Source organism: Thiomicrospira microaerophila (assembly GCF_000934765.1).
In the GTDB taxonomy this organism is placed as follows: Bacteria; Pseudomonadota; Gammaproteobacteria; order Thiomicrospirales; family Thiomicrospiraceae; genus Thiomicrospira; species Thiomicrospira microaerophila.
Map to the genome: position 1 here is coordinate 20,038 of NZ_JYNN01000005.1, position 13,133 is coordinate 33,170.

Below are 13,133 nucleotides of genomic sequence, written 5' to 3' on the forward strand. Positions count from 1 at the left end.
GTCTCACTCTCCTTGTCTACGCATGGCGACTAAATAGCGTGCCGCATCCAAGCCCGGCACACACAACGCAATAGTTTTCTCGACCACAAGGCCAAGCGGTAAAGTTTTCATTTCTTCATCCAAGTTTTGAGACTTCATCGCCCACCAGCAACCCTTTTCTGCTAACAAAGGTTCCGTGATCGCGACAAAATTATCCAGTGCGGTAAAGGCACGTGAAATGATGGCTTCATATTGCTTATCATGCTCTTCCACGCGCTGATGAAAAACCTCAATATTATCAAGACCAAGCTGCGCTTTAACTTGCACCAAGAAGCGGGTCTTTTTCTCATTACTATCCAATAAGGCAACGGGCATAGCTGGTAACATAATCGCCAAGGGGATACCTGGCAAGCCTCCGCCTGTGCCCACATCAATTAGGTTAGCTGGCGCGGCATCAGCGATAGCCGGCACAACCGCTAAACTGTCAAAAATGTGCTTAACCAGCATTTGCTCAGGTTCACGAATCGCACTGAGGTTATAGACCTTATTCCACTTTTGCAACAAATCCAAATAAGCCAATAATTGTGAGCAGGCCTGGTCAGTTAAATTCAAGCCTAGCTGCGCGGCGCCTTGTTTTAATTGTTGTTCAAGCGTCACCTGCCACCTCGCTTGCTTTTGCCTTGGTTGCACGGTGTTTTTTCATAAAAATGGCTAATAACGACACCGCCGCAGGCGTAATGCCGGAAATGCGTGATGCCATGCCTAAGGTAGCAGGCTTATGCTGTCTTAACTTTTGCTTTACTTCGTTTGACAGGCCAGAAATAATATCTAAATCCAAATCGTCCGGTATCGGCGTGGTTTCTTCACGCTTCGATTTTTCGATTTCCAGCAATTGACGCTCAATGTAGCCAGCGTATTTGGCCTCAATCTCAATCTGCTCAACCACAGCAGGATCACTCACCCCCTCGCCAAACACCGCCAGCTCGGTCAAGGCGTTATAGCTGACATTTGGGCGGCGCAACAGGTCGAATAGCTTATGTTCTTTGCTTAATGGCAACTGCATCAACTCTTCAGCACGTTTTGCATCAGGGTGCGCTGGATAAATCCACACGTCTTTTAACCGCGCAATTTCACGCTCCAGACTTTCAAGTTTGGTTTCATAGGCGGCCCAACGTGTATCATCGATCAAGCCAAACGCACGCCCTAACTCAGTTAGGCGTTGATCCGCGTTGTCTTCACGCAGTAACAAACGGTATTCGGCACGAGAAGTAAACATACGATAAGGCTCTTGTGTGCCCAAGGTAATCAAATCATCCACCAATACACCGATATAAGCTTGATCTCGACGTGGATACCAAGCGTCTTTTTGTTGTGCGCGTAAGCCGGCATTTAAGCCCGCCAATAAACCTTGCGCCGCCGCCTCTTCATAGCCCGTTGTGCCATTAATTTGTCCGGCAAAAAACAAACCCTTAATCGCTTGGGTTTCAAGTGTAGGCTTTAAGCCGCGTGGATCAAAAAAGTCGTACTCTATGGCATAACCAGGGCGCATAATTCGGGCGTTTTCCATGCCTTTCATCGATTGCACAATTTTAACCTGGGTTTCAAACGGCAAGCTGGTGGAAATGCCATTCGGATAGAGTTCGTTAGTGGTTAAACCTTCGGGTTCGATAAACACCTGATGGGCGTTTTTATCGGCAAAACGCATCACCTTGTCTTCAATTGACGGACAATAACGCGGCCCCACCCCTTCAATCACACCCGTGTACATCGGCGATTGATCAAGTGAACCGCGAATCGCCTCATGGGTTTGCTCATTGGTATAGGTAATATAACAAGGCACTTGACGCGGATGCATAGCGCGCGAACCCATATAGGAAAACACCGGCGCGGGATCATCGCCCGGTTGCGCCTGCATTTGCGAAAAATCAACCGTACGCGCATCAATCCGTGGCGGCGTGCCGGTTTTTAGGCGCCCAACAGGTAAAGCCAGTTCACGTAGTTTAGCCGCTAAACGATTAGCCGGCGCATCACCCGCGCGTCCACCTTCGTAATTTTGCAAACAAATATGAATGCGACCGGCAAAAAAGGTACCCGCCGTCAACACCACTTGACGAGCATAAAAATTAAGGTTCATTTTGGTGACGACCCCAACCACCTGCTCGCCCTCAAGGATGAGGTCTTCAACCGGCTGTTGAAAAATCGTTAGATTGGGCTGATTTTCCAAGGTCATGCGAATGTATTGCTTATAAAGCTGACGGTCAGCCTGCGCACGCGTTGCACGCACGGCTGGGCCTTTAGAGGCATTAAGGGTACGAAATTGAATACCACCATGATCCGTTGCCAACGCCATTACACCGCCGAGCGCGTCCACCTCTTTGACCAGATGACCCTTGCCTATGCCACCAATCGCTGGATTACAAGACATCGCACCCAGGGTGTCGATGTTATGCGTGAGCAACAGGGTATTAACCCCCATCCTTGCCGAAGCCAGTGCCGCTTCAGTACCGGCATGCCCACCGCCAACTACAATCACATCAAAATGGGTTAAAGAATTATCCATCGCTTCAATATTCAGTCAATTTATAAAAAATCGGATTTTACCACAAAGCGTTAGCTCGCTCAGTGTAAGATAATAGTTTAAACAAAACTCATCCATCGAAACAAAAGGAAAACCCATGATTGTTTGCGGTATCGAACTCAGCGGCAATGATGCCATTATTTGCCTGCTCAAGCAGGAAGCGGGTATTTTTATTCTGCCTGAATGTCGCAGCACAAGAATTCCATGTGCCAACCCAGACCGTGCTGAAGACCTACAGTATTTCCAAAAGACATTTGTAAAGCTGGCTGAAGACTACAAAATTGATCAACTAGTAATACGTGCTCGCCAAAAGAAAGGCAAGTTTGCTGGCGGTGCGAATGGCTTTAAACTTGAAGCGGTGCTGCAGGTAGCGCCGAGCCTCAAGGTGACCTTAATGGATGCGAGCGAACAAAAAGCAAACCTAAAAAACTATGGCGTGCCGATTTCGTTCAGTGACACCAAGCTTAAAAAATTTCAAGAACCCGCTTTTACGGTTGCATTTGCTTATTTTGCCGGCAAACATGAGTGGTAACGCTGAACTAAGCCTTGGGTTTGATTGAACGTCCAGGTTTTTCTTCTAGCGGTTTATCAGGCCAGCGGTGTCTTGGGTAGCGACCTTTCATCTCTTTAATCACTTGGTAATAGGAGTTTCGCCAGAAATGTGCGAGGTCCGCGGTGGTTTGAATCGGACGACGCGCCGGTGAGAGGAGTTCAAAGGTCAAAGGCACTTGCCCCCAAGCGAGTAATGGGGAATTCAGCTCACCAAACACTTCTTGTAACTGCACCGACACCTTGGCGATGTTTGGCTGACTATAATCTATCGGCACACGTTTGCCAGACGGTGCTTGGTAAAACGCCGGCGCGTGTTGCGCGAGTAACTGCTGTTGTTCGTAATCCAGTAATTGATTCACCAGCGCCGCCATATCCAATGCCTGCAGGCCTTTAATCGAGCGAATGCCCGAACAATAAGGCGCGAGCCATTGCGCCATATTGTTCGACAACCAGGTCGGGTTGTAACTCGGCCAATCGGCATTAAAGGCCGCTAACCAGCGTAATCGGCTTAATACCGCTTCAGCCTTAGTATTCCAAGGCAATAAATCCAAATTATCGGCCAAACAATCACACAACGCCTGCTCAAACTCAGCAGGATCAATCTGAGTCATTGGTTTTTCACTGAGTAACAACTTGCCTAATCGGCGCTGCTCAGTCGCCATCAGTTCACGCTTTTTCGGCTCAAATCGCACGCTGGCGTGGGTTGCAATCTGCGCACCAAAGGTGTGTTCAATAGTTGCTAAATCTAAGGGGGCGGCGAGATAAATGCGTCCTTCTTGGCGCTGACCATCTAGGTTCGCAATCGCCAACCAGGCCTGGTTGGCTAAACTGTCCATATCCGTTAGCAACACCCCCTTGCCATTGGTCATTACATAACGGGCTTGCACGCCTTTTCGTCTTTGCGCAATCCGATCAGGATAAGCCCGCGCCACTAATCGGCCGGTATCCGTTTGCATTTGCGGCAAACTCAACACTAACGGCGCTGAAAAACGCAATTGTCTGCGCCAATTATCAGCGTTTTTTAGCGCCTGCGCGATCGCCGCACGATGAATGGGATAGTCACGCTGAGCCTGATGCTTATTCTGCTGATAAGCTTGTAACGCCATTACTCGCTGGACCAAATCCGCATCCGGCTGACCTTGCAATATATCGCCTTCCGCAAGAATCGCCGCCAAATCCAAAGCCAGCGTTTGTTCAGCGGCGGTTTGGGACTGGACACTGAGCAACATAACGGCCAATCGCGGGGTCAGCCCCAAGCCTTTTGCAGACTGGCCTAACGAGGTTAATTGGCCATTCGATGTCAACAAGCCGAGGGTCTGTAACAGGTTTTTCGCGGCATTATAGTGGGCGCTCGGTGGCGGTGTGAGCCAGCGCAATTCGCTGGGCGAATTCACCCCCCATTGCGCTAAGTCTAAACACAAATCTGACAAATCCGTTTGCGTGATCTCTTCGGCATCAAATGCCGCCATCTGCGCCTGCTGGCTCTCCGACCAAAGCCGATAACACACACCGGCCATTAAACGCCCTGCTCGACCTTTGCGCTGGTCGGCGGCGGCCTGCGAAATGCGCTCAGTCACCAATCGGGTCATCCCACTGGATACATCATAAATCGCCTTGCGTATCAGCCCGGAATCCACCACCGCACCCATCCCTTCAAGCGTTAAACTGGTTTGCGCAATATTGGTAGCGAGTACCAGCTTACGCCGCCCCTGGGGATCGGGCACTAACGCGATTTGTTGTTGTTCTGGTTTGAGTTGACCATAAAGCGGCGTGACAACCAGGCCTGGTCTACTCTGTGATTGCAAATCGGCTTGCAAATCGGCATCTAGTTGCGCTTCAAGCCGCTTGATTTCGCCCTGCCCTGGCAAAAACACCAACACATCCTGCTGGGTGGTTTTCAAGGCTTGAAGAATCATCTGCTTTAAACTGGGCAACCAATCATTCGGATGGCGTGTACTAATCGATTGCGGCAGATAAATGGTTTCAACCTCAAAACAGCGCCCTTGCGAGCTTAATACAGGTGCGTTACCTAAAAACTGACTGACCGCTTCACCATCCATCGTCGCCGACATCACCAACACCTTGAGGTCATCGCGTAACGCCGATTGCACCTCTAAACACAAGGTCAAAGCCAAATCCGCATGAATCGAGCGTTCGTGAAACTCATCAAAGATCACCAGACCTGTATCACGCAACTCAGGATCTGACTGTAAACGGCGGGTTAAAATACCTTCCGTTACGATCTCTAAGCGGGTTTGTGAGGAAGTTTTTTGTTCATTACGAATCTGATAACCCACGGTTTGGCCGACTTTCTCACCCAACTGTTGCGCCAAATACTGTGCGATGGCACGAACGGCAAGGCGTCTTGGCTCAAGCATCATGATTTTTTTACCCGCCAAAAAATCCGCCTGCAACAACGCCAAAGGCACCGCTGTTGACTTACCCGCCCCCGGATCCGCTTGCAAAACAAGGTTCGGGTGGCGTGACAAGGCCTCAACAATCTGAGGCAAGAGTGAGTTAATCGGCAGATTCATTACATTATTCCAAAAAAACAAAAGCCCGCAAAGGCGGGCTGTAAATTATACGCCAAACAGACTTATCTCAGTTTTTTAATCCCTTGATGACCGGTGCGTTGCGTTTTAAAGAAGGCCATGTCTTCAGCCAAAATATGCGCCTGCTCATTAAGGGTTTCAGTTGCGGCCGAGGTTTGCTCAACCAAGGCCGCATTTTGTTGAGTCACCGCATCAATTTGGTTAATCGCCTGATGCACTTGGCTGATACCCAGTGCCTGCTCCGCCGCGGCGGTAGCAATCTCATTCACCCGCTGCGCGACTTCTTCAATCGCATTATTAACCGATTCTAACGCTTCACCGGAAGCCGTTGCGAGGCTTGTGCCTTGATTAATCCGTCCGACCGATTCTTCGATAAGCTGTTTAATATCCTTAGCCGCCTCCGCTGATTTTTGCGCTAATGCGCGTACTTCACTGGCCACCACCGCAAACCCGCGACCATGCTCACCCGCACGCGCCGCTTCAACGGCCGCATTCAATGCCAATAAGTTAGTTTGGAAGGCAATGCTATCAATTAAAGTCACGATTTCCGCAATTTTCTGGCTTGATGCTTGTATACCCGACATCACCTCAATCGTTTGACGCATGACCGTCACACCATCTTGCGCTTTTTGTCGCACATCCAAGGTAATTTTCGCCGTCACTTGACTGTTTTCGCGCGATTGCTCAACCGCCGACGTCATTTGATCCATTGTCGCCGAGGTTTCCTCTATCGCCGCCGCCTGCTGCTGAACACGCATACTCAAATCATTCGCACCGGTTGCCACTTCAGCCGAGGCTTGACTAACAACCTCTGATGCGTCAACCGCCTGATTAACTACGCTAGTCAATTTATTCGCCGTATCGTTGACCGCGTCTTTTAAAACGCGCAACTCACCATGATATTCTTTTTCAATCTTCTGTGTTAAATCACCGCGCGACTGAGCCTGAATCACACGCACAATTTCAACCATCGCACTCTCGAGTGAGTCCATCGAAACGTTAATATTGTGCTTTAATTTGGCTAACTCACCAAAGGCTTCCACCTCTATGCGGTGCTGGTATTTACCTTGGTTCATGTAATCCATCACCTCACAAATCCCTGCCACGGTTTGATTGAGCTGGTGCATTGCTTGACCCGCTAAATCCAGCATCACACTAAATTCACCGGATAACTTTGAGCTATCCAACGCAACCGTGAACTCACCTGACTTGAGTGCCTTCATTGCTTTAGACAACTCTTCCATCGTCAGCTGTATCGAATCGGCACTATGATTGACACCCTGCTTCAGCGTTTGTAAATCACCCTGTAAATCCGAGGTAATGCGGCGGCTAAAATCACCTTTTGAAATTTGTGTAATCACATGATTGGTTTCATTCATCGCCTCTTGGGTTTGGGCTAACAGGTTATTGAAGCCTGCCGCCATTTGCCCAACTTCATCTTTACTTCTAACCTTTGCTCTCTGCGAAAACTGACCGGTTCGACTAATTGACAGCATGGTTTGTGATAAGTCGGCAACGGGCTTAATCACCTTTAGTTGCACCATCGTGATAAGCATACCGACAACAATCATCACGACCAAGAAAATAATAAACAGCGTCAAAAACACTTGATTGGTTTGTTCCGCAATCATTGCGTTCAGCTCATCTGCGGGGAGTTTAAAAATATTGCGACCCAACACCTGCCCCATTTCATCATAAGCGGGGACATTAATATAAATCGAATTATTGCTCAGCATCACCGATGTCTGATCGGCTTCCAGCGCGGGCATGCCCATTTTTTTCAAGTGATCTACAAACTCCGCATCAAACCACTGAGTATGGCCGACAATATAACGGTTATCGTAATTTGGATTTTGGCTTACCGTTTCTGCCAAAGCAGGGTAACGATTTTGAATATAGGTTTTATCCCACAGCATTAACCAATCAATATTAGATTCATCTCTCAATTCACGCACCACCACACCAAAACCACCGGTCACCGCTACCGCACCGACAACCTGGTTATTGACGATCACCGGCGAAACCCCCAATAATGCCGGACCACGACGGGTTAGTGTGACACTGCCTGCAAACTTTTGCTGCTCAAACACGGAACTGACGAGGGGGTTACGAATCGCTTCGCCAAAACTATCCGGTGCCCAAGATTTAATGAAAGAACGTTGGTTTCGATCAAAAACATGCATCTGAATACTGCCATAAGTACCCTTTGATGCGGTGCGGAAATGATCTCGGGTATGTTTTAAATTTTCAATCGCCTGTTCACGTGAAACCTCACCCGTTAGAGCTTGTTGCAACACCTGATTCTGTGCCGCCGCCATCGCCACCGCCATAACGGTATCGACCCGCGCATTCATCCGACGGTCAATATCCTCAACCATCGCTAACTTCGCCTGCTCAAGCTGCGTTTGCGCTATGGGTTTAACCTGAAACCAATAGAGCAAACCACCAAACAAAACCAAGCTGACAATCAACAAGAGTGCGGTAAAGAACAGAAATGAAGCCTTTAGGCTTCTTGCGATGAACGACATAACAGGTCTCCTAGCCGAGTTTTGCTAAAGACAAAACACTTTAAAAATAAAGATAAGTAAACCACTAACCATGGTTTTTTTATGAAAAATAATAGTATCATAAAAAATTTTTATAGAAAGATTAGTGAATCTCTTAAATTTATTATAAAATAAATAATCCCATTATGTCGATTGATTTTATTAGATAATAAAGTGCAAATAATTCTTCTACTGACGCACTAAACGTGGCATTTGCACATGCGGTTGAAAATTAGAACGATATGGATTAATATCCAAGCCACCACGACGCACGTAACGTGCATAGACCGTTAAGGCTTCAGGCTGGCAATAGCGCTGAATATCCATAAAAATGCGCTCAACACACTGCTCATGAAACTCCATATGTTCACGATAAGACACGATATAGCGCAATAAACCCGTAGGTTCGATCTGTTGCCCACGGTAACTAATTACCACCGTTCCCCAATCCGGCTGGCCAGTCACCAAACAATTGGATTTTAATAAATGGCTATACACCGTTTGCTCAACCTCTTTATCCTGCACACTCAAGTGGTCGGTGGTTAATTGGTAGTCATGGATTTCGATATCTTGATGGTCCAAACAAAATGCCTCATCAATCTCGCCCACCAGCGTCTGCGGTTCGCCAACCAGCTTCATTTTGACTTTAACCTTGCTGCCACTGGCGGCCGACAAGTCCTTGATTAAATGCTCAACGACTTCTGTTTGACTGGCAAAGCCTGTGCCATTAAAGGAGTTCAAATAGAGTTTGAAGGATTTTGATTCGATAATATTCGGTGAATCGGCAGGAAACTCAAACTCACCGACCGCAACCATCGGCTTGCCTTTTAAATTCAACCAAGACAACTCATAAGCCGTCCAAATGTCCGCACCACGAAAGGGCAAAACATCGGGCATGGCTAACTCATCACGCTTGATTTTACGCGCAATCGGAAACAATAGGCTCGGATTATACTCGGAGCAATACACCACATTTTTACCCAAAGGGCTTAGCTCGACCCCTTCCTTATTAAACGCTTGATTCATTATATACCCCGTCAATCGTAAAAACACCGTGTTAACAACCAGGCCTGGTTACAAATCCCGCCTAGATACCAAAAAAATTTGTCACAATTCTATCATCTTCGTGGATTAAACTAACATGACAAATTTATGATAGTCAAAAAGGAACACTATGCTAAACCCACTCTTCTGGGGATTCATGATCACTTTCGGGGGGTTAGGATTACTCTGGCTAGGTTTTATCCAGCTCAGAAAACACCCAAAATTTGAAAAACTCAATAGCCGCCAAGTCAACAAACGCATGCTACAACTGAGTTTTGCCCTTTATTTTACCGGCTTTGTCCTCACCCTTTATTTCATGTTAAATTAATCACAGTCTATAACCGTATTCACGAAGTTCGCACGCGATTTGAGGTGCTATGGCGTGATGCAGAGATCCATGCCTTGCGCGCTTTACTCAGCCAACCCGATAAGCGTAAAGAAATAGAGCAACAGCGCGATCAACTTCAGCAGCAACTGATTGATGAGTTTGCCTTTATCGCGCAACTCAACATGGGAAGCGAAAGTGTCGCGCCCTCCGACATTGCGCGTATGCAGCAGATTGGACAGCGCCGCTGGCAAGCGCACTTTGATGGCCACTTGGGTCTATCACATGTTGAGTTGGCGCGCCTGGATGGCCAAGCATTTTGCTATCAGCAAACGCTCCTCGCCGATAAACCTGAACACCGCATTCCGCATGATCGCGCGCCCCATTTTGCGCCACACCTAGGGATTAAAATGCAACGGCCCTTCCATCGTTTTAACTATGGCGAGTTGTATAATCTATCGATTCCCTACGGCACCTTAAGCCAAGAGGAACGCTATATCGTCAACGAACACATTATTGGGACAATTAAAATGCTAGACGGCTTGGCGCTCCCGCCTGAGTTGGCGAATGTGCCACACCTTGCTTCTACCCACCACGAAACCCTGGATGGCAAAGGTTATCCACGCGGCCTCAGTGCCACGGATTTAAGCATGCCTGAAAGAATGATTATCTTGGCCGATATTTTTGAAGCCCTCACCGCGGCAGATCGTCCTTATAAAAAAGCCAAAACCCTGACTGAAGCGCTGGATATCTTACAGATGTTTGTTGAGCAGAAACGCCTTGACAAAGACGTATTTCATCTATTTTTAACCGGTGGCGTTTATCGCCAGTATGCTGAGCGTTTTTTAAATCCAACAAATCCAGCGGAGCTGGATATTGATATTACACGCTATCTTTAACCATCACAACTTGATTACGCCCTTGGTGTTTTGCGCGATAAAGTGCTTGATCTAATGGGCCATAAACATCAGTAAAGTCATGCACCTGGGTCGCCGGCCAAACGCCCGCCCCAATCGATACGCTCAGATAGCCTAGTGGCGTACCTTTATTTTCGATTTGCAATGCGACAACACCTTCGCAAAAGCGTTTCAAATGGTTTTCAAATTGCGTTGGAGTGACATCATTGGTCATAATCAAGAACTCTTCACCACCCAAACGAAACAGAAAATCATCGCCACGGTTAAAATACTCAACCACCAGGTCGGACACGGCTCGGAGCGCTTGATCACCCCACTCATGACCGTGATTATCATTAATCATTTTAAAATGATCAAGATCAAACAGCGCAAAGGCAACACTGGCATGCTTACGCTGCAAGCGTCCCATTTCAGAGGGTAACATTTGCGTTAGATAGCGGCGATTATAGAGTCGCGTCAGCTCATCTTTAATCGATAACTCCTCAACGCGTTTTTTGTCACTAATATCCACCCGTGTGGCTAACACTTGGTCAACCTCACCCCATAGATTTTTTTGCGGTGTCAGCGTCAGTTCGACCCAATAGAGCTGTCCCCCCTTGGTTCTACCTTCCACCTCTCCCGTCCACGACTGGCCGGACATTACCTGCTTGGCAACCACCTGGATTTTTTCGACCGTCATATCTGGCCCAGCCAAGTCGGTAAAACAAATCTCTTTAAGCTCATTTTCTGAATAACCTGTTAACTCACAATAACGCCGGCTTGCCCAGCAGGTTTGATAGGTTTTAGGATCAATCGCACTGGCATAGGTTAACTCGTGAACCTGATGTATGTAGCGTTGAAGATGCTTCTTTTGCATGCGATAGGTTAACACCCAAGCCAACATCATTAACACGATGACGGTAACAACGAGTGATATTTGTGTCAGCTGACGCTGATCTAGCCGCGTGACGAGCTCTAGATTAATCCAGTTTCTATAAATTCGATCATGCTCATCAGGGGTAATGTTATCGAGCGTTTTTTGCAAAATACTTAATAAAATCGGATTATCCTTGTGCACACCCATTGCGAGCTCAAAGCGTTGATCAGATTGGCCGACAATTTGTAACCCTGTTATGCCACGCTGACGCAAGGTGTAGTTAATCACCGCCAGATTACCGGAATAGACCAACGCATGCCCTTTAAGCACCGCTTCTAGCCCTTCTGAAACGTTGTTGACCAAGTACAACTCTATTTCCGGATAATGGGTTCGTAAATATTCATGCGACCAATAATCTCGTACCACCGCTACGCGCTGACCCACTAAGCCATGATAGTCATTGATAAATAAAGTATTCTGCCGACCGGCCAATACCATAGGAAAGCTTAAATAAGGTCGTGTAAAATTAAGATATTCTAGCCGATCCGGTGTTGGCGTCGCGGCAGACAAAATATCGAGTTCTTTACGTTGCATTTTACGCACCACGTTTGACCAGGTTTGATCAGTCACATATTCAAACCTTACGCCTAGTCGCTGCTCAAATAGCTTGAAGTAATCCGCCGCCAAACCCGCGTACTCTCCTTTTTGATTGATAAACTCAAAAGGGGGCCACTCAATGTCATTGCCAATCTTAATCACCGGATTATTTGTCAAATAGTCACGTTCTTCTTGCGTTAAACTGCGTGAGTCAGGTAAATAAGAAATCAAATCGGCTGGATTAAAGCGCGCAAAATCCGCGGCATTGATCAGACCCACATCACGAATTTCAGCCGCGGTGGCGAGCAGTCTTGCTGGATCGAGTGAGCCAATGGGGGTGTCGCCAACACGCACGTATTTGGTGGTGGCACGCGCTTCATACATCAGTGCTTGGCGGCTTTTAATCACGCGATAGTTAGCCAGAATATAATCGACCATCTCCTGTTGATTTTGTATCGCATACTGCCAACCTTTAATGGTCGCTTCACGAAATCGATTAACCACATTAGGGTGATTGGCGGCAAACTCCCTTGAAACAATCACCAGGTCTTCTAAACTATTCACACCAAAATCTGTCGGCTTGACCAGATAATAGGATTCATTTAAGTCGTTTAATTGGAAAGGCTCATTGGTTTCATAAGCGCCATACAAATCCACATAGCCTTGAATAAAGTCCTGCAAATTACCCGTAGGCGGAAAGGTGCGGTTTGGCTTGGTGATTTCAGGGCTGGCACGATGCAGTAAAGCGAGTATTTGAAGGTTGTTGTAATGCGATACACTTTTTCCACTCAGCTGACTAAGCTCGTTAATCGGCTCTTTAGAGAGCAATACCATCGGGGAATACTGAAAGGAGGTCATTACCGCTTTGATCGGATGACCCTGAATAAAATCGGCAATTACGCTGGAGTAAGCGGTGCCAAAGGTAGCGCGACCCGACACCACTTCTTCACGAATATTCATGCCGGGCTGCCAAGTTTTGATGGTCACATCCAAACCCGCGTTCCGATAATAGCCTTGGGCAATCGCGGCATAAAATCCAGCAAACTGATACTGATGATGCCAGTTAATCTGCACGGTTATGGGTGTTAGTGGATCTGCTTTATCAGCCAGCACTGGCTTGATCAACAACATTAGGCTAACAACCGCCAATAGATAGATACGGATACTTTTTAGGTTCATGATGCCAT

8 protein-coding genes are annotated in these 13,133 nt (G+C 47.4%); 2 read left to right on the forward strand and 6 right to left on the reverse strand.

All coding sequences use genetic code 11. From position 1 onward, the window contains the following. Positions 1-3: 3 nt before the first annotated feature. Positions 4-636: a 16S rRNA (guanine(527)-N(7))-methyltransferase RsmG gene (gene rsmG / locus NA59_RS03650; RefSeq protein ID WP_044408169.1), complete on the reverse strand. Its 633-nt coding sequence runs from the start codon at positions 634-636 to the stop codon at positions 4-6. Continuing rightward, the gene (gene mnmG, locus NA59_RS03655) at positions 626-2,539 is read right to left on the reverse strand and encodes a tRNA uridine-5-carboxymethylaminomethyl(34) synthesis enzyme MnmG (RefSeq protein ID WP_044408172.1); all 1,914 of its coding nucleotides are present in this window, start codon (positions 2,537-2,539) and stop codon (positions 626-628) included. Before mnmG ends, rsmG begins: the two co-directional genes overlap by 11 nt. 115 nt (positions 2,540-2,654) lie before the next feature. Between mnmG and NA59_RS03660 the strand changes: the two genes are divergently transcribed. Continuing rightward, positions 2,655-3,089 (forward strand): DUF3010 family protein, encoded by a 435-nt coding sequence (locus NA59_RS03660; RefSeq protein WP_044408175.1) that lies wholly within the window; start codon positions 2,655-2,657, stop codon positions 3,087-3,089. Positions 3,090-3,096: 7 nt separating this feature from the next. Here the strand turns inward: NA59_RS03660 and hrpB are convergent, their stop codons facing one another. The 3 genes from hrpB to queF all read right to left on the reverse strand — a co-directional run bounded on the left by hrpB (position 3,097) and on the right by queF (position 9,233). After that, complete coding sequence (hrpB, locus tag NA59_RS03665) at positions 3,097-5,643, reverse strand: ATP-dependent helicase HrpB (protein WP_044408178.1); 2,547 nt, start codon at positions 5,641-5,643, stop codon at positions 3,097-3,099. Between the two features lie 62 nt (positions 5,644-5,705). Beyond that, the gene (locus NA59_RS14210; protein ID WP_052501438.1) at positions 5,706-8,189 is read right to left on the reverse strand and encodes a methyl-accepting chemotaxis protein; all 2,484 of its coding nucleotides are present in this window, start codon (positions 8,187-8,189) and stop codon (positions 5,706-5,708) included. 207 nt (positions 8,190-8,396) lie between these two features. Then, positions 8,397-9,233: an NADPH-dependent 7-cyano-7-deazaguanine reductase QueF gene (gene queF / locus NA59_RS03675; protein ID WP_044408181.1), complete on the reverse strand. Its 837-nt coding sequence runs from the start codon at positions 9,231-9,233 to the stop codon at positions 8,397-8,399. Between the two features lie 390 nt (positions 9,234-9,623). Here queF and NA59_RS03685 point away from each other — a divergent pair, with 390 nt between their 5' ends. Beyond that, a complete protein-coding gene (locus NA59_RS03685) occupies positions 9,624-10,475 on the forward strand; it encodes an HD-GYP domain-containing protein (RefSeq protein WP_044408187.1) in 852 nt (283 codons plus the stop codon). Here the strand turns inward: NA59_RS03685 and NA59_RS03690 are convergent. Next, positions 10,459-13,125: a diguanylate cyclase gene (locus tag NA59_RS03690; protein ID WP_052501439.1), complete on the reverse strand. Its 2,667-nt coding sequence runs from the start codon at positions 13,123-13,125 to the stop codon at positions 10,459-10,461. The two genes, NA59_RS03685 and NA59_RS03690, sit on opposite strands and share 17 nt — an antisense overlap. Positions 13,126-13,133: the final 8 nt, after the last annotated feature.